The organism is Paracoccus aerodenitrificans, assembly GCF_027913215.1.
GTDB lineage: Bacteria > Pseudomonadota > Alphaproteobacteria > Rhodobacterales > Rhodobacteraceae > Paracoccus > Paracoccus aerodenitrificans.
Map to the genome: position 1 here is coordinate 2,074,862 of NZ_CP115784.1, position 16,537 is coordinate 2,091,398.

General features: G+C 59.6%; 18 protein-coding genes. 14 read left to right on the forward strand and 4 right to left on the reverse strand.

Annotated elements, in window-relative coordinates; translation table 11 throughout:
* Positions 1-238 precede the first annotated feature (238 nt).
* Genes PAE61_RS11550 through PAE61_RS11560 form a run of 3 tightly spaced genes read left to right on the forward strand, consistent with a single transcriptional unit; the run spans position 239 to position 2,425 of the window.
* Positions 239-592 carry a CidA/LrgA family protein gene (locus tag PAE61_RS11550; RefSeq protein ID WP_271112535.1) on the forward strand — a complete coding sequence of 118 codons (354 nt, stop codon included), beginning with the start codon at positions 239-241 and terminating at the stop codon, positions 590-592.
* On the forward strand, positions 585-1,301 hold the full coding sequence (locus PAE61_RS11555; protein WP_271112536.1) for an LrgB family protein: 717 nt from the start codon (positions 585-587) through the stop codon (positions 1,299-1,301). Before PAE61_RS11550 ends, PAE61_RS11555 begins: the two co-directional genes overlap by 8 nt.
* Positions 1,298-2,425 (forward strand): GNAT family N-acetyltransferase, encoded by a 1,128-nt coding sequence (locus tag PAE61_RS11560; RefSeq protein WP_271112537.1) that lies wholly within the window; start codon positions 1,298-1,300, stop codon positions 2,423-2,425. The genes PAE61_RS11555 and PAE61_RS11560 overlap by 4 nt, the downstream gene beginning before the upstream one ends.
* A 55-nt stretch (positions 2,426-2,480) precedes the next feature.
* Here PAE61_RS11560 and PAE61_RS11565 read toward each other — a convergent pair whose 3' ends face one another.
* Complete coding sequence (locus PAE61_RS11565; protein WP_434803133.1) at positions 2,481-3,239, reverse strand: N-formylglutamate amidohydrolase; 759 nt, start codon at positions 3,237-3,239, stop codon at positions 2,481-2,483.
* Positions 3,240-3,330: 91 nt separating this feature from the next.
* On the opposite strand from PAE61_RS11565, the gene pyk reads away from it, so the two are divergent.
* The 4 genes from pyk to rplT all read left to right on the forward strand — a co-directional run bounded on the left by pyk (position 3,331) and on the right by rplT (position 5,703).
* Positions 3,331-4,776 carry a pyruvate kinase gene (gene pyk / locus PAE61_RS11570; protein ID WP_271112538.1) on the forward strand — a complete coding sequence of 482 codons (1,446 nt, stop codon included), beginning with the start codon at positions 3,331-3,333 and terminating at the stop codon, positions 4,774-4,776.
* A 31-nt stretch (positions 4,777-4,807) separates the two neighbouring features.
* Entirely contained in the window at positions 4,808-5,017 is a 210-nt protein-coding gene (locus tag PAE61_RS11575; protein WP_271112539.1) for a hypothetical protein, read from the forward strand.
* Positions 5,018-5,127: 110 nt separating this feature from the next.
* A complete protein-coding gene (gene rpmI / locus PAE61_RS11580) occupies positions 5,128-5,328 on the forward strand; it encodes a 50S ribosomal protein L35 (RefSeq protein WP_271112540.1) in 201 nt (66 codons plus the stop codon).
* Positions 5,329-5,343: 15 nt separating this feature from the next.
* Positions 5,344-5,703: a 50S ribosomal protein L20 gene (gene rplT / locus PAE61_RS11585; RefSeq protein WP_271112541.1), complete on the forward strand. Its 360-nt coding sequence runs from the start codon at positions 5,344-5,346 to the stop codon at positions 5,701-5,703.
* Positions 5,704-5,771: 68 nt separating this feature from the next.
* On the opposite strand, the gene PAE61_RS11590 is transcribed toward rplT, so the two are convergent.
* Positions 5,772-7,076, reverse strand: a complete 1,305-nt coding sequence (locus PAE61_RS11590; protein ID WP_271112542.1) for a carboxylesterase family protein — start codon at positions 7,074-7,076, stop codon at positions 5,772-5,774.
* A 78-nt stretch (positions 7,077-7,154) separates the two neighbouring features.
* Between PAE61_RS11590 and PAE61_RS11595 the strand changes: the two genes are divergently transcribed.
* From PAE61_RS11595 to PAE61_RS11625, 7 genes are all read left to right on the forward strand, one after another.
* Positions 7,155-7,481: an STAS domain-containing protein gene (locus PAE61_RS11595; protein WP_271112543.1), complete on the forward strand. Its 327-nt coding sequence runs from the start codon at positions 7,155-7,157 to the stop codon at positions 7,479-7,481.
* Positions 7,478-7,960 carry an ATP-binding protein gene (locus PAE61_RS11600; protein ID WP_271112544.1) on the forward strand — a complete coding sequence of 161 codons (483 nt, stop codon included), beginning with the start codon at positions 7,478-7,480 and terminating at the stop codon, positions 7,958-7,960. The genes PAE61_RS11595 and PAE61_RS11600 overlap by 4 nt, the downstream gene beginning before the upstream one ends.
* An 84-nt stretch (positions 7,961-8,044) precedes the next feature.
* Positions 8,045-9,139 carry a carboxynorspermidine decarboxylase gene (gene nspC / locus PAE61_RS11605; RefSeq protein WP_271112545.1) on the forward strand — a complete coding sequence of 365 codons (1,095 nt, stop codon included), beginning with the start codon at positions 8,045-8,047 and terminating at the stop codon, positions 9,137-9,139.
* Positions 9,140-9,156: 17 nt separating this feature from the next.
* The gene (locus PAE61_RS11610) at positions 9,157-10,380 is read left to right on the forward strand and encodes a saccharopine dehydrogenase family protein (protein WP_271115143.1); all 1,224 of its coding nucleotides are present in this window, start codon (positions 9,157-9,159) and stop codon (positions 10,378-10,380) included.
* A 116-nt stretch (positions 10,381-10,496) separates the two neighbouring features.
* Positions 10,497-11,813 carry an AI-2E family transporter gene (locus tag PAE61_RS11615; RefSeq protein ID WP_271112546.1) on the forward strand — a complete coding sequence of 439 codons (1,317 nt, stop codon included), beginning with the start codon at positions 10,497-10,499 and terminating at the stop codon, positions 11,811-11,813.
* Positions 11,814-11,990: 177 nt separating this feature from the next.
* The gene (hspQ, locus tag PAE61_RS11620) at positions 11,991-12,317 is read left to right on the forward strand and encodes a heat shock protein HspQ (RefSeq protein WP_271112547.1); all 327 of its coding nucleotides are present in this window, start codon (positions 11,991-11,993) and stop codon (positions 12,315-12,317) included.
* Positions 12,318-12,343: 26 nt separating this feature from the next.
* Complete coding sequence (locus PAE61_RS11625; RefSeq protein ID WP_271112548.1) at positions 12,344-13,375, forward strand: lysine-2,3-aminomutase-like protein; 1,032 nt, start codon at positions 12,344-12,346, stop codon at positions 13,373-13,375.
* A 13-nt stretch (positions 13,376-13,388) separates the two neighbouring features.
* Here PAE61_RS11625 and PAE61_RS11630 read toward each other — a convergent pair whose 3' ends face one another.
* Positions 13,389-14,999 carry a GMC family oxidoreductase gene (locus PAE61_RS11630; protein WP_271115144.1) on the reverse strand — a complete coding sequence of 537 codons (1,611 nt, stop codon included), beginning with the start codon at positions 14,997-14,999 and terminating at the stop codon, positions 13,389-13,391.
* Positions 15,000-15,144: 145 nt separating this feature from the next.
* The gene (locus PAE61_RS11635; RefSeq protein WP_271112549.1) at positions 15,145-16,311 is read right to left on the reverse strand and encodes a LysR family transcriptional regulator; all 1,167 of its coding nucleotides are present in this window, start codon (positions 16,309-16,311) and stop codon (positions 15,145-15,147) included.
* Between the last annotated feature and the right edge of the window lie 226 nt (positions 16,312-16,537).

Consider the following 16,537-nt stretch of genomic DNA (forward strand, 5'->3'; position numbering starts at 1 on the left):
GTTCAGATCGCGCCGCGTGAAGTCAAATCAAAACCGCAACATATGGGGATAACAGGCAAGATATCCACAATTTGTTGGGCGATAATCAAGATTTTTTGGCGCGACTGTCAGGCCGCGCCTCATACCACACAGCGACAGGCAACCGGATCGGACAGGATCGCCGCTTGCATGGCTGCTTGCCGAAGTGGGAATGGCTCTGCCTCTGGCAACCGGAAGCAAAGCTGCATAACTTCGCGATATGATCCCTGCATTGACTCTGATCCTCTGTTTTCAGCTTGTCGGAGAGGTCGCCTCGCGCGGCCTGAACCTGCCTTTGCCCGGTCCGGTGGTCGGGCTGGTGCTGCTTGTGTTCGCCTGCAGCGCCAGCCCTGCCCTTGTGCAGCGTCTGAGACCGGTCGCGCAGTCCCTGCTGTCCCATCTTTCGCTGTTTTTCGTTCCCGCCGGAGTGGGCGTCGTCACCCATATGCCGACAATCGCGCAGCACGGGATCGGCATCGGCATTGCGCTTGCCGTTTCCACCGTTCTTGCCATTGCCGCCGGGGCGCTGACATTCGCCGCGGTTGCGCGGCTGATCGGAACGCCCGATGACTGATCCGGCGCTGATCTGGTCCTATCTTGCCAGCCAGCCGCTGCTTTGGCTGACGGCGACTCTGGCGGCGTATTGGGTGGGGGATGCGCTGTTCCGGCTGGCGGGACGCAACAGCGTCGCCAACCCGGTTCTGATCGCGGTGATCATTCTTGCAACGGTGATCATGCTCAGCGGGACCTCCTATCAGACCTATTTCGAAGGTGCGCAATTCGTTCATTTCATGCTGGGTCCGGCAACTGTCTGTCTTGCGCTGCCGCTTTACGATAATCTCAAACGGGTCCGGCGGGCGCTTCTTCCGGTGATCGCATCGCTTGTGGTCGGGTCCGTGACCGCCATCGTCTCGGCGCTTGCGATTGGCGAACTGTTCGGGCTGAACGAGGTCTTGCTTGCCTCGCTGGCTCCGAAATCCACCACCGCCCCGGTCGCCATCGGTATCGCCGAGCGGATCGGAGGACAGCCCACCTTGACCGCAGCGCTTGTGCTTCTGACCGGTATTTTCGGGGCGATTGTCGTGACCCCTCTGCTGAATGCGCTGAAAGTCAGGGACTGGCGGGCGCGTGGTTTCGCAATCGGTGTCGCGGCACATGGGATCGGCACGGCCCGCGCCTTTCAGGTCAATGAAACCGCCGGAGCCTTCGCCGGCATCGGCATGGGGCTGAACGCCGTGCTGACTGCTATTATCGCGCCATTTGTCCTGAGCCTGTTTTCATGAGCCTGACAGTCACCGTCCATCAGGCCATCGCAGAAATCCCGGCGGCTGAATGGGATGCCACCGGCGCCGGGCGGAATCCCTTCACCACACATCGCTTCCTTGCCGCTCTTGAGGATTCCGCGTCGGTCGGAGGCCAGACCGGATGGGTTCCCGCACATCTCGCGGCACGGGACGAGGACAGCCTGCTCGGCGTGGCTCCTTGCTATATCAAGCTGCATAGTCAGGGCGAATATATCTTCGATCATGCATGGGCCGACGCGCTCGAACGCGCGGGCGGCCAGTATTATCCCAAGCTGCAATGTGCCGTCCCGTTCACTCCGGTCACCGGCCCGAGACTGATCGCAAACGACCCCGCCGTGCAGACCGGGCTTCTGAACGCAATGGCGCAGTTTTGCACCCAGAACGGGCTGTCAGGTGCTCATGTCACGTTCTGCACCGAGGCAGAGGCAAGGCTTGGACAGAACGCAGGCTTCCTGCCGCGCACGACCCAGCAATTCCATTGGGTGAATGAAGATTACGCGGATTACGAGGATTTCCTGTCCCGCCTTTCATCGCGAAAGCGCAAGAATCTGCGCAAGGAACGCTCTCGCGCCCAGGAATTCGGCGGGCGGATTCTTCGACTTCAGGGCGATGAGATCCAGCCCGGGCATTGGGACGCATTCTGGGCCTTCTATCAGGATACGGGCGCACGGAAATGGGGCCGCCCGTATCTGACCCGCAATTTCTTCGACAGGCTGCATGAGACGATGCGCGACGATGCGCTACTGGTTCTGGCAGAGCGTGACGGAGTGCCGGTTGCCGGTGCGCTGAATCTGGTCGGACCCGATGCGATCTATGGCCGCTATTGGGGCGCGGTCGAGGAACATGCCTTCCTGCATTTCGAGATGTGCTATCATCAGGCCATCGATTACGCGATAGAACACGGGCTGTCCCGGGTCGAAGCGGGCGCACAGGGCGAACACAAGCTGGCTCGCGGGTATCTTCCGACAGAGACCTATTCGCTGCACTGGGTGGCCGATCCCGGTTTCCGCCGCGCTCTGGAGGATTACCTTCTGCGAGAGCGCGAAGCGGTCGGGGAGGAAATCGAGTTCCTGCGTGACTGGGGCCCGTTCCGGCGGGGCTGAGGCCGCACCCGCCGATCCGCCCGATATTCGGCGGCAGATGATCCGGGGCGGCTTTCTAAAGCCCGGCCTGCTCCAGCAGCCCGTCAAGTACCGTCGCAAGCCGCCCGGCCCATTCCGCCTGCCCGGTCTCATCCTCGATCAGATCGTTGCGGATCTCGATCAGAACATTCGGACGGCCATGCGCAAGCGCGTGACGATCAATCGAGTCGCCTGCCAGATGACCGCTATAGGGCTCATTATCGCCCGTGACCCAACCTTCCGCGCGGCAGCGTTCGATCAGCAGAGGGGCAAGACGCTCATCATGATGGGAATACAGCACGGCAACCGACCAAGGGCGCGGGGGGCGTCCGCGCAATTGCGGGGTAAAGCTGTGAATCGCGCAGATCGCCCGGTCGGGAATCGCGGCTGCCGCCCGCTCAAGCGCGTCGTGATAGGGCCGGTAGAGAAGCTTCAGCCGACGCTCTTTCTCGGCCTTGTCCGCATCTCGGTTGGCTGGAATCACCGTACCGTCATAGAGCCGCATCAACAGAGTCGGGTCGTCCTCGCCCCGGTTCGGATCGATCACCAGCCGCGAAAAATCAGAACCGATCGCCGGCGCATTCATTCTGGCACCCAGATGCCGAGCCACCCCAGCCGCGCCGATATCATAGGCGATATGCCGCGCCATATCCGCCGCCGCAATGCCCAGATCGCCGCCACCGACCCAGTCAGGTACGCGGTTGGTGGCGTGATCGCAAGTGATCAGCCAGCGGCTGTCCCGGCCCGCATCCTCGGCCCAGAACGCATCTTCCCGGATCGTCATGTCATCTTTCATACACGCCATTTACGTGAATTCTTCACGTACTGCCAGTTGTCGGCGGCGGCGCTTTCCTTCATGATAGCGGAAACATTCCTGGAGGATTTGCATGAGACGCCACCGCAATATCAAGATCGTCGCGACGCTTGGTCCCTCATCCTCTGACTACGACATGATCCGCGCCCTTTTCGAGGCCGGGGCCGATGTGTTCCGGCTGAATATGAGCCACGGCGATCATGCCGACCACAAGGCGCGCTATGACGCGATTCGCCGGATCGAGCAGGATACAGGCCGCCCGATTGCCATTCTGGCCGATTTGCAGGGCCCAAAACTGCGGGTCGGGGTCTTTGCAGCAGGCGAACATGATCTCGCCGAAGGGCAGAAATTCCGTTTCGATCTCGACGAGACAGAGGGCGACGCATCCCGCGTCCAGCTTCCTCATCCCGAAATCTTCGAGGCGCTCGAACCGGGGTCGGAACTACTGGTCAATGACGGCAAGATCCGCCTGAAGGTCGAGGAATGCGACAATTACCACGCCAATTGCGTGGTGACGATCGGCGGCACGATCTCGAACCGCAAGGGTGTGAATGTCCCGGATGTCGTGCTGCCCCTCGCAGCATTGTCCGAGAAAGACCGCAACGATCTGGAATTTGCCTGCGAACTGGGGGTAGATTGGCTTGCGCTGTCCTTCGTCCAGCGGGCCGAAGACGTGCTGGAGGCTCGCCGCCTTGCAAAAGGCCGCGCGGCTGTTCTGTCGAAGATCGAGAAACCTTCGGCTGTCCGGGCCTTCGACGAAATCCTGAAAGTCTCGGATGGGATCATGGTTGCGCGTGGCGATCTTGGCGTCGAATTGCCGGTTCAGTCGGTCCCGCCGATCCAGAAGCAGCTTGTGCGGAAATGCCGGGCTGCGGCGAAGCCGGTGATTGTCGCGACCCAGATGCTGGAATCGATGATCGAAAGCCCGATGCCGACCCGCGCCGAGGTCTCCGACGTGGCAAACGCCATCTATGAGGGCGCGGATGCGGTGATGCTTTCCGCCGAATCCGCCGCCGGGGCGTATCCGGTCGAGGCCGTGACCACGATGGATCATGTCGCCCGCTCGGTGGAAACCGACCCGACCTATCGCGAGGTGATCGAGGCATCGCGCAAGGCAGACCGTAAGATCGTCGCTGACGGCATCGTCGCCGCCGCGCGTGAAATCGCCGAAACGACGGATATCGCCGCCATATGCGCACATACCCAATCTGGCACGACCGTGACCCTCGTCGCCCGCGAGCGCCCGCGCGTGCCTATTCTGGCGCTGTCGCCGATCTCGTCCGTGCTGCGCCGTCTCTGCCTGACATGGGGAACGCATTGCGTGGCGACCCAGCCGCTGCACCGGTTCCGCGAGGCGGTTATCAGCAGCGTCCGCGTCGCCCGCGAGGCCGGATTCGCTGATGAAACGCAGCAGGTCGTCATCACGGCAGGCGTTCCGTTCAATGTCGCAGGCACGACGAATATCCTGCGTGTGGCAACCTGCGACGAAAACTTGCTCAAACGTTCGGATGCAGAGTAAATCACCCCCTGAACAACCAAAGGGCTGATTTATGGCTGACTTCCTTTTCCTTCTGGGCGTTGCACTTTGCGTGTTTTCCGTTGTCGCCGCGATTATTGCGGTGCTGCAAACCCGTGCGCCGCGTATCGCGGCCATTCTTCTGGTCGCCGGCATCTTGCTGACCGGCCTGGCCGCATGGATGCAGCCGGGCATCGTCAGCGTCGATCAGATCGGTGCCGCATGGGGACGGGTGACCGGCTGATCCTGCTTGCATTTCGATGCGCTTCCCCGTATAGGGGCGGCTTCAATCCCGCGCGGCCGGCCGAAATGGCATTGCCGAGTCGCGCGTAAACCTCTGACAAGGAGTGTAAAATGCCGAAGATGAAGACCAAAGCAGCCGCCAAAAAGCGGTTCTCCACGACGGCCTCTGGCAAGGTGAAATCGGCTCAGGCCGGTAAACGCCACGGCATGATCAAGCGCACGACGAAGTTCATTCGCGATGCGCGCGGCACCACCGTCCTGTGCGACGCGGATGCCAAGATCGTCAAGAAATACATGCCCTATAACCGCTGATCGGAGAACTGAGATATGGCACGCGTTAAATCCGGCAAGGTGACCCACGCCCGTCACAAGAAGGTGATGGATCAGGCGAAGGGCTATTACGGCAACCGCTCGCGCAATTTCCGCACCGCGACTCAGGCCGTTGACAAGGCCAATCAATACGCCACCCGCGACCGCAAGAACCGCAAGCGCAATTTCCGCTCGCTGTGGATTCAGCGGATCAATGCGGCTGTCCGCGCGATTGATGCCGACATGACCTATTCGCGCTTCATCAGCGCTTTGACCAAAGCAGGCATCGAGGTAGACCGCAAAGTGCTGGCCGATCTGGCCGTGCATGAGCCCGAAGCCTTCGGCGCCATCGTCGAAAAGGCGAAAGCGGCTGCATAAGCCCCTGCTTCAGGGATAATCCGGAAACCCGCGCCTCGGTGCGGGTTTCTTCGTTTATGGGCCTCTGTTCAGCCCTGCGGCAGGAAACGGATCACGCCCGGCAGATCGCTGCCGACATTTTCCCCACGCGCGAAATCAGCCCAAAGCTTGCGCAGCGGTGCACCGATCCGTGTCAGTTCATCCAATGACATGCCGGGCGGCAGAAGCGGCGTTCCTATCCAGTCCAGGGCCGGAAAAAGCAGCGGCAGCTCAGACAGATGCGCCCGCCCGAACGCGCCCGGCCCCCACTCAGTCAAGAATGAGGTGGCCTTTCCCCCGGCCTGCCGATATCGCCGGGCGAAGTTCCGAGCGGGGCGACCGTAAATATGCGACGTCAAAGAGCGTACCGCAACGCGGCGCACCGGATCGAGCATCCGGCCCGCCAAATCAGAGGAAGGCGGCATGAACAGTCCGGCTTCATCCTGCGTATGACCGATCATGATGGGCAGATCCTGCGCGATACGGTCCCAGGCTTGTCTCAGGTCGCTTTCAGCCGGGAAAGGGGCCTCTCCGAATTCCGGGCCGAACGGCATCAGGCCTGACAGTCCGTATCTTTGTGCTGCCTTTCGGACAGCGTGCTGCCGGGCGAGGATCTCGGATATGGGCATGCCGGAGGTCAATATCCCCGCGGCCCGGCGCATCGCATTCCGCATCCGTCGTGATCGCAGGGGAAGGTTCAGCGGTGCGCTCTGGATAATCGCGGCTTGGAACAGACGCCCCGCATGTTCGGTCAGCATCAGCCGCGCGGCAAGATCACCGCCGGAGGACTGCCCGAACAGTACAACCCGCCCCGGATCGCCGCCAAATGCTGCAATGTTGCGTGAGACCCAACGTAGTGCCGCGATCACGTCGAACGCACCAAGATTGGCTGGCCGCCCCGCACCGGAAAGCCAGCCCAACAGACCCAGCCGATATGTCACCGAAACCACCACGACGCGCTGTTCGGACACGAGCGCCGAGGGGTCGAAAACAGCCATATCTCCCGCACCTGCCTCATAGCTGCCGCCATGCATCCAGACCATGACCGGCAGGCCCTCTGCCTGTTCAGGCGCTGTGACGGAAAGATTCAGACAATTTTCATCGAAACCGAGCCTGTCAAACGCCGTCGGAAGCGCGGCATCGAGCCGGGCTATAGGCAGTTGCGGACATGCGGGGGACCAGCTTGTCGCATTGACCGGGGCTGCCGCCACCTCACGCGGATATTCCCACCGCCCCGCCTGCGCATAGGGAATTCCGGTCGCTTTCAGCAGGCCGCCCTGAAGGCGACAGCGAATCTGTCCCATCCGGGTCCGGCGCTCTGCGAAACCGGGCGCGGTCTTTGCGTCGTCCTTCATCGAGTCACTTTCCCTGTTCACCCGCTGGTAAGTTTTACACGCTAGGGATGCCAAAAGGCAGACAGAAGCGAGGCCGATATGGACGTGAAGATACATGACGAATCCGGACAGATCGTGATCTGCATGGCCGAAAAACGGCTGGACGCGGCAATTGCGGGTCAGTTCAAGGATACGGTCCGGCCGCATGTCGCCTCTGAGGGGGGCGATCTGGTGCTGGATCTGTCTGCGGTCGAGTTTCTGGACAGTTCGGGCCTGGGCGCGGTCATCGCATTGCGCAAGGCGCTGCCGAATGGGCGGCGGATGTATTTGCGGGGGCTGACGGCCAATGTCGATCGGGTGTTCCGCCTGACCCGGATGGATCAGATTTTCGACATTATCCCAACCGACGAAAGCGGTGCAGCATGATCGCCGGTCGCAACGCCAGCAATTCGGGGCAAAGCAAATCCGCCTCCGGTCAGATCTTCGTATTCTCGCGCAGCTTTCTGGCGACGCCGGAGCTGGTTCGGGGGCTGCTGGTGGAAATGACCGAGCGCATCGGGCCGCATGTATCCGGGGACCTGATTGGCCGGGCAGAGCTGGTTCTGGCGGAATTGCTGAATAATGTTGTCCAGCATGGCAGCGCGGGCTGCCCGGGACAGGCGCCGCTGGTGCATCTCAGCGTAGTGGCCCAGAATGACGGTTTGGCCTGCTCGGTCAGCGATGATGGCGGCCTGCTTCCGCATGTCTGCCTGTCATCGAAAGCGCCTGAACCCAGCAGTTTCCCGGAAGGCGGGTTCGGCTGGTTCCTTATCGGGCATCTGACGCAGTCTCTGGCCTATTTCCGCGAAAACGACCGGAACTTCGTCGCCTTCACCGTGCCGATGAACGCGGTAGATCCGGGATGAGCCGCGTCGCATCATCGTCACGCTTCCTTGCGAAACAGGTTAACGAGGTCTATATCCTCGCCTTCACTCGCAGGGGGACGCCGAATGCTCGAGACGCCATATTACCTGATGGATATTGCCGCTCTGCGCCGCAACATGGAAATCGTTGCCAAACTGCGCGAGGCATCCGGTGCCAAGGCGCTTCTTGCGCTTAAATGCTTCGCCACATGGTCGGTTTTCGATTCGATGCGCGACTATATGGATGGCACGACCTCTTCTTCCCTGTTCGAACTGCGCCTCGGGCGTGAAAAATTCGGCAAGGAAACCCATGCCTACTCGGTCGCCTGGTCCGATCACGAAATCGACGAAGCCATCGGCTATGCCGACAAGATCATCTTCAACTCGCTGAGCCAGCTGGACAGATTTGCGGACAAGGCCAGCGGGATCGCCTGCGGTTTGCGGCTGAATCCACGCTTTTCAACCTCTGGCTTCGATCTTGCCGATCCGGCGCGGCCTTTCTCTCGTCTGGGGGAATGGGATATGGAGCGGCTTCGGCAGGCAGGCGACCGGATCAGCGGCGTGATGATTCACTATAATTGCGAAAATGGCGATTTCGATCTGTTTTCTGCTCAGTTGGACCGGATCGAAGCCGAATTCGGCGATTTCCTCAAGCAACTCGACTGGATCTCGCTTGGCGGTGGTATCCATTTCACCGGCGAGGGTTATCCGCTGGAAAAGCTTGCCGACCGGCTGAAGGCGTTCAGCGACCGGATGGGGGCGCAGATTTTCCTTGAACCGGGTGAAGCTAGCATCACCGGAACCGCGACGCTGGAAGTGTCGGTGCTGGACATCATCGATAACGGCAAGAAAGTGGCCATCGTCGATTCCAGTATCGAGGCGCATATGCTGGATCTTCTGATCTATCGTGAAACGGCGAAGCTGCCGATGCAGGGCGGCCATCCCTATCAGATCGCGGGCAAGACCTGCCTCGCCGGCGATATTTTCGGAGACGCCCAGTTCGAGCACCCGCTGAAGATCGGGGACCGGATCAGCATCGCGGATGCCGCAGGCTATACGATGGTCAAGAAAAACTGGTTCAACGGGGTGAACATGCCTGCCATTGCGATCCGGGAAGAAAACGGAACGATACGGCTGGTCCGCGACTTCACTTATGACGATTATCGGGACAGCCTGTCCTGACACCGAAGGGGGAAATGTTGAAGAAGAACGTTCTCATCATCGGCGCCGGAGGCGTCGCGAATGTCACCGCGCATAAGGTTGCGCAATGGGCTGCGGAATTCGGCGATCTGCATATCGCTTCACGCACGAAATCCAAGGCCGATGCGATTGTCGCCTCCTTGCGCGAAAAAGGGCATGATATGCCCTTCGCCACGCATGAGGTTGACGGCATGAACTGCCAGGCCGTGGCCGAGTTGATCCGGCAGACCGAAGCCGGGATCTGCATCAATGTTGGCTCTGCCTTCATTAACATGACCGTCCTTCAGGCCTGTATCGACACGAAATGCGCCTATATCGACACCGCGATCCATGAAGAACCGGACAAGATCTGCGAAACGCCGCCTTGGTACGGCAATTACGAATGGAAACGGCGCGAGGCTGTAGAAAAGGCCGGAATGACCGCCATTCTGGGCGCAGGGTTCGATCCGGGCGTGGTCAATGCCTATGCACGGCTGGCCGAGGATGAGTATTTCGACGAAATCACCTCGATCGACATCGTCGATATCAATGCAGGCAGCCACGGTCGCTATTTCGCGACCAATTTCGACCCTGAGATCAATTTCCGCGAGTTTACCGGCACGGTTTATTCCTGGCAAAACGGCGCCTGGCAGGAAAACAAGATGTTCGAGGTCGGTCGGGAATGGGATCTGCCCGTGGTGGGCAAGCAGACCGCCTATATGTCCGGCCATGATGAGGTGCACAGTCTTTCCGCGCGTTACAGCGGCGCGGATGTGCGCTTCTGGATGGGCTTCGGTGAGCATTACATCAACGTATTTACCGTGCTGAACTCTCTGGGCCTTCTGTCCGAACAGCCCGTGACCACCGCCGAAGGTCAGGAAGTCGTGCCGCTGAAACTGGTCAAGGCGGTGCTGCCGGACCCGTCCAGCCTCGCCCCGGACTATACCGGCAAGACCTGCATCGGCGATCTGGTGAAGGGGCGCAAAGACGGCATGGAAGGCGAGGTCTTCATCTATAACGTCGCCGATCACAAAGATGCCTACACCGAGGTCGGCAGTCAGGGCATCAGCTATACGGCCGGTGTTCCGCCCGTCGCCGCCGCAATCCTGATCGCCCGCGGCGACTGGGATGTGAAGCGCATGGCAAATATCGAGGACCTACCTGCGCGACCCTTCCTTGAATTGCTGGGTGAGATGGGGCTTCCGTCGCGGGTGATCGACTCTCGCGGTGATAACCCGATCTGAGACGCATCCGCCTGAGGATTAACAAAAAATATGCGGAATAAAGAACGCGGCGTGGAACCTCCCGCGCCGCGTTCTGCGTTATGTCGGACCATCTTACGGACAGAACGGAGATATCTATGGCCCCCAAGCCGCGCTATACGGCCCAGCATCGCTTTCCGGTAATCGACAGGGAAACGGAAAAGCCGCGCGGCGTACCGGGATGGGCCATTGTCGGGATTTTCCTGATTTTGCTGTTCAACTTCATCACCTCGGCCGCTGCGTTTCTGATGCCGGTTACGCTGGCGATCCTGCTGTTTTTCGTCTTCGTGCCGTTCCGGCGGCTGATGGGGAAGATCGGCATCGGCGCTGGAATCTCGGCCGCAATCGTCACCATCGGGATGGTTGCCCTTGTCGGCGGGCTTGGCTTTTTCGTGTCCGGTCCGATCAGTGATATCGTCGAGGACAGCCCGCAAATCACCCAACGGCTGGAAGAGCGTTTCGAATCGCTTCGTGAAAGCGTCCGCCCGCTTGAAGAGGTCGCGGCCAAGATCGACAGCGTCACGAATGGCGGCGATGAGGAAGAAAGCGAGCCTATCCAAGAGCCTCCTGCGCCGGGTATTTCCCTGCCCGAAGAAGCGACAGGCGCTGCCAGCAGCGTCGTAACCGCGACCGCCGAGCAGACCGGTGATCAGGAAATCCGCGTCAGCGTCGATACCGAGGACGCCTCGACACTTGAGACCCTCGCTTCTGCGGGGCCATCGGTTGCCGGTCAAATCGTTTTTACATTGTTTTTATTGTTCTTTTTACTCGCCTCAGGAGACCTGCTTTACCTGAAAATCGTGCAGAGCTTCGATTCACTGCGCGAGAAACGCGCCGCCTATGAGGCGTTGCGAGAAATCGAGGCCGCTCTTGGCTCATATCTGGGTGCGATCACTCTGATCAATGCGGGGCTGGCGATCTGTATCGGGCTAGCCATGTGGATATGGGAGATGCCGCAGCCTCTGCTGTGGGGCGTTGCAGCATTTATCCTGAACTTTATCCCCTATCTGGGTGCGGTGACGGGGGTGGCTGTGTCCTTCATCATCGCGCTGATAAGTTTCGACGATATCTATACGCCGATGCTGGTCGCGGCGACCTATCTTGGGTTTACCTCACTGGAAGGGCAGTTGATCACGCCCTATTTCGTGTCGCGCCGATTGCAGCTTAACACGGTGGTCGTGTTCATTACCGTGGCGCTGTGGGCGTGGCTGTGGTCGGTACTGGGTATGGTCGTGGCCGTCCCGATGCTGGTCGTTCTTAAGGTTCTTGCCGACCATATTCCGGGGCTGGAAAAGCTGGGAAATTTCCTTGCCGGCGAAGCACCTCCGGAACTGGAGGACGATGATGAGGAAGATGCCCGCGAGATCGTCGAGGACGGGAATGACCGTGAGGTTACCGCTCCGCAAGGCGCATGACCGCCTGACCAGCGTCTGAACCCGCCCGGATTTAAGCTGGCGGGTTCAGCGGCAGGCCGATACGGAACAATCTTGCTTCACCGATCACTTTTGCGCATAGCCTGTCGGCAAGCTTGACCTGTTTATGGACAGATGTTCTCAAAGCGCGTAAAACGCTTCAATTCTACAGAGGTTTCTATGGAAGCGCGAACCGCGAAATATATGATTGGCCAGGTGGTGCGTCACCGTTCGCATCCTTTTCGCGGGGTGGTGTTCGATATCGACCCTGAATTCGCCAACTCGGAAGAATGGTATCAGTCCATTCCCGAAGATGCACGGCCCGAAAAGGATCAGCCCTATTATCATCTCTATGCGGAAACCGAGGCGACCTATTACGTCGCCTATGTGTCCGAGCAGAATCTGGTTGCCGATCAGTCGGGCGAACCGGTCGAACATCCCGAATTGATGGATTTGTTCGGAGAGTTCGAGGACGGGTATTATCCGCTTCAGGCGACGCTGAATTAGGTCAGGTGGCGCTGGAAAGTTCAGACGTGACACGGCCCAGCAAGGCAGTAACCTCGGTCCCTGAACTGGTCGAGGCTGGCTTCGCCGATCCGGCAGAGGCGGATATGCTTCATGCCGTGACAAAGGAATTCCGCATCCGGATCACACCCGAGATGCAACAACCCGCAACCGGCATCGCGGCGCAATTCGTTCCCGACAAGCGCGAGCTTCTGACTCGCCCCGAAGAGCTTGCCGATCCGATCGGCGACACGGTTCACAGCCCCGCGTCCGGCCTGACGCATCGCTATCCAGACCGCGCCATCCTGCATGTGACGCAGACCTGCGACGTTTACTGCCGCTTTTGCTTCCGCCGTGAGGTCGTCGGCGCTGCGGGTCCCCTGCCAGCGGATCAGTTGGACGCAGCACTTGATTACATCGCGCGGACGCCTCAGCTGCGCGAGATCATTCTGACCGGCGGCGACCCTCTGACATTGTCGCCGCGCCGGTTGACTGAGATCATGCAGCGTCTGGACGCCATCCCGCATATCGAGATTCTGCGTCTGCACAGCCGCGTGCCGGTTGTCACGCCGGACCGGATTGCCGGTTTACTGCCCGCATTGCGCTGCGTCCGGGCCGCGGTATTTCTGGTCATTCACACCAATCACCCCGATGAACTGACCGCTTCGGCCCGCGAGGCAATCAGCCGTCTCGCCGATCACGGCATTCCGCTTTTGTCACAATCCGTGCTGCTTCGGGGCGTGAATGACGATGCCGGTATTTTGGCGAGGCTGTTCCGCGATCTCACCGCGCTGAGAGTGACCCCGTATTATCTGCACCATTGCGATCTCGCGCGGGGCACAAGTCATTTCCGCACGACGATCCGCGAAGGGCTGGACATTATCGCGTCGCTTCGCGGCCACCTCTCGGGGATCGCTATCCCAAGCTATGTGCTGGATCTGCCCGGAGGATTTGGGAAAGTGCCGCTGGATTCAAACGCCGTTATTCCGACCAGCGACGGGCATTGGAGGATTACCGATTGGCGCGGACAAGTTCACGACTATACCGATCCCAAACGCTGAGCAGTTCCGCAGCTCAGGACCCGCTCAATATCATATCCGCAGCTTTTTCGGCAATCATCACCACCGGGGATGCCGTATTCCCCGACACGATCCTCGGCATAATCGAGGCGTCGACGACCCGCAACCCGTGCAACCCTTTCACACGCAGCATCGGATCAACAACGGCCTGATCGTCGCTGCCCATTCGGCATGTGCCGACCGGATGGAAAATCGTCGTGCCGATATTGCCGGCCTGTTCCAGCAGATCGGCATCGCTTTGGATCTCCGGGCCGGGCAGAATTTCCTCGGGCGAATAGGGTTTCAGTGCCTCGGCGGTCATGATCTCTCGAGCCTGCCGGATCGAGGTCACGGCGATGCGCTTATCCGCCTCTGCCGAAAGATAATTCAGCCGTATCTCGGGCTGTTCGTCCGGCTCGGGGGTGGTGATATGACAGCTTCCCCGACTTTCCGGGCGCAAATTGCAGACCGAGACCGTAACGGCAGGAAAACCATGCAGCGGATCACCCAGCTTATCCGTCGAGAGCGGCTGCACATGATATTCCAGATCGGGCATGTCCAGCGCAGGATCGGATTTCGTGAACATGCCGAACTGGCTGGGTGCCATCGAAAGCGGGCCGCCTCGGTTCAGCGCATATTGCGCCGCCATTCTGGCTTTTCCCATCAGCGAATTGGCCAGAGTGTTCAGCGTAAGCGTGTTGCGCACCCTGAAAATCGTGCGCAATTGCAGATGATCCTGCAAATTCTCTCCGACCGAGGGAAGCGCATGCTGAACCTTGATCCCCAGCCCCGTCAGCAGATCCGGGTTTCCGATGCCCGAATGCTCAAGCAATTTGGGCGAGTTGATCGCGCCGGCAGTCAGCAGGACCTCACCGGCGAAAGCCTCGTGCAGCCTGTCCTTATGACGAAAACGGACGCCGCTGACCCGCTTGCCTTCCAGAATCAGTGCATCGGTCGGGGCATGGGTCAGAACCCGCAGATTTGGCCGCTTCATCGCCGGACGCAGAAAGCCCTTGGCAGTATTCCACCGCACGCCGTTTTTCTGGTTCACCTCGAAGAAGCCGGAACCTTCATTATTCCCATCGTTGAAATCGGCACGAGGATGGATGCCGAATTCGGTTGCGCCCTGCTGCACCGCGCGAAGAATTTCCCATTCAAGCTTCTGGCGCGACACCTTCCACTCTCCGCCCGCGCCATGCAGATCGCTTTTCCCACCGTGATAATCCTCGGATTTCAGGAAATAGGGCAGAACATCCTTCCAGGCCCATCCGGGATTTCCCAATTGACGCCAGAGATCATAATCGGTCGACTGCCCGCGCATATAGATCATGCCATTGACAGAGCTGCACCCACCCAGCACCTTACCCCGCGGATAGGTCAGGCTGCGCCCGTTCAGCCCCGGCTCAGCAGCCGTGCGCATCATCCAGTCGGTTCGGGGATTGCCGATGCAATAGAGATATCCGACGGGGATATGTATCCAGCGGTAATTATCCGAACCGCCAGCTTCCAGCAGCAGGACCTGTTTCTTCGGATCAGCACTCAGCCGATTTGCCAGCACACAGCCCGCCGTCCCGGCCCCAACGATAATGAAATCATATTTCTGGCCCGGAGGTATTTCGTGACTCATCCTGATCCTCCCCGCCTGTTCCTTCAGCGCCATAAGATGTTGATAGCGCATTATGGAATCCTAGGCCAATCTCCGGCGAGGATACGGGAAAGATGAGGTTCGTCTTGATAGCCCCGGCAATATGCCAGCCGCATCGGCGGAAGCGTCAGACGACGCTTACCGATGTTTGACGCAACATATCCAGAAACTCCTGCTGAGCGCCTGTCGGCTGCCATCCCGTGCGGATCGTAAGGCCAACGGGACGGTTGGAATCAGGTATGTCGATGGGGACGATTGCAAGCGCTTCGACTTTCGCCTCTGCCTCAGCCTGAAGCCGAGATAATGCGCCAAGATGATCGCTTCCCCGAAGCAGTTCGCGCAGCAGAGTAGCCGAGGAGGTCACGATCGCCTTCTGTTCACGATCCTCGCAGAGAATGGGTTCCAGATTGGACCAGATCTGCGTTCCCCGGCGCGGCACGACCCAAGGATAATCTGCTAGTTCCTCGGGGCTGACGCCATTGCGCGACAGGATGGGGTGGTCTTTTCGCGAGACGATCACGACAGAATCGTCGAACAGGCGCTCTTGCTGAATATCGTCAGTAGCAGCCGCGGGCCGCAATGCGCCGATCAGCACGTCGATTTCGCCTCGCCGGAGCCCCGACAGCAACTCATCGTAGCATCCATCCACGACTTCAAACTCAAAATCGGGCTGGGAGGAACGGAAACGCAGCATGGTTTCGGGCAGCAGGCTTGCCTGAGACAAGGGCAGCGCACCGATGACGATACGTCCCCGCGCGCCGCCTGCCATTGCGGAAAGCTCGGCAGCGGCCTGATCTATCTCGGAAAAAGCCAGCCGCGCCGCATGGGCAAGTTGCCGCGCAGCGCGTGTTGCGATGAGGCCATGCGCCGTGCGTTCAAAGAAACGCATTCCGGCAGATTGTTCCAGCAGGCTGGTCGAGCGGTGAACGGTCGGCTGCGCCAATCCCAGCTTGCGGGCGGCCAGCGTGAAATTTTCCGTCTCGGTCACGGCGATCAGCGCCGTTAGCTGCGGCCGGGTCGCCTGAAACTTGATATTACGCGCCATATCCGACATGGCGGCATCCAGATGAGACAGAGCACGCTCGGTCCGCCGGGCAACGATATCACCAGCCCTTGTCAGAAAAATTCCCTGAGAGGTTCTTTCCAGCAGTGCTATGCCCGCCTCTTGCTCAAGCTTGTTCATCGCTTGCGTGACGGCAGGTTGCGAGACATGACACAGCTCAGCCGTGCGGGTCACCGAATGGGTGGCCGCAAGATGCTGGAACATGCGTAAATGGCGAATACTGGATTGCAAGATGTCCTCCGAATGAAGAACAGAATAGCTCTTTACCTTGCGTAAAGCCATGATTTTGTGAAACTTGATGGCAGACAATTTAGTTTATTTTTATGAGCTTGCGGATTTGGACGGTCGCGGCGGCTATTCGATCCGAATTAACGGGCGACAGCTAACGCCTATACTGAAACAGTCTGGATCCGGAATCGAAGGCTGCAAGAATGATGACAGTCGTCTCCTGCAGGAT

Coding starts and splice junctions, on each gene's coding strand:
- hspQ (WP_271112547.1), top strand. CDS start 11,991: ATGGAAGCGCGAACCGCGAAATATATGATTGGCCAGGTGGTGCGTCAC.
- rplT (WP_271112541.1), top strand. CDS start 5,344: ATGGCACGCGTTAAATCCGGCAAGGTGACCCACGCCCGTCACAAGAAG.
- PAE61_RS11565 (WP_434803133.1), bottom strand. CDS start 3,239: ATGAAAGATGACATGACGATCCGGGAAGATGCGTTCTGGGCCGAGGAT.
- pyk (WP_271112538.1), top strand. CDS start 3,331: ATGAGACGCCACCGCAATATCAAGATCGTCGCGACGCTTGGTCCCTCA.
- PAE61_RS11590 (WP_271112542.1), bottom strand. CDS start 7,076: ATGAAGGACGACGCAAAGACCGCGCCCGGTTTCGCAGAGCGCCGGACC.
- PAE61_RS11550 (WP_271112535.1), top strand. CDS start 239: ATGATCCCTGCATTGACTCTGATCCTCTGTTTTCAGCTTGTCGGAGAG.
- PAE61_RS11560 (WP_271112537.1), top strand. CDS start 1,298: ATGAGCCTGACAGTCACCGTCCATCAGGCCATCGCAGAAATCCCGGCG.
- PAE61_RS11600 (WP_271112544.1), top strand. CDS start 7,478: ATGATCGCCGGTCGCAACGCCAGCAATTCGGGGCAAAGCAAATCCGCC.
- PAE61_RS11575 (WP_271112539.1), top strand. CDS start 4,808: ATGGCTGACTTCCTTTTCCTTCTGGGCGTTGCACTTTGCGTGTTTTCC.
- rpmI (WP_271112540.1), top strand. CDS start 5,128: ATGCCGAAGATGAAGACCAAAGCAGCCGCCAAAAAGCGGTTCTCCACG.
- PAE61_RS11630 (WP_271115144.1), bottom strand. CDS start 14,999: ATGAGTCACGAAATACCTCCGGGCCAGAAATATGATTTCATTATCGTT.
- PAE61_RS11615 (WP_271112546.1), top strand. CDS start 10,497: ATGGCCCCCAAGCCGCGCTATACGGCCCAGCATCGCTTTCCGGTAATC.
- nspC (WP_271112545.1), top strand. CDS start 8,045: ATGCTCGAGACGCCATATTACCTGATGGATATTGCCGCTCTGCGCCGC.
- PAE61_RS11595 (WP_271112543.1), top strand. CDS start 7,155: ATGGACGTGAAGATACATGACGAATCCGGACAGATCGTGATCTGCATG.
- PAE61_RS11555 (WP_271112536.1), top strand. CDS start 585: ATGACTGATCCGGCGCTGATCTGGTCCTATCTTGCCAGCCAGCCGCTG.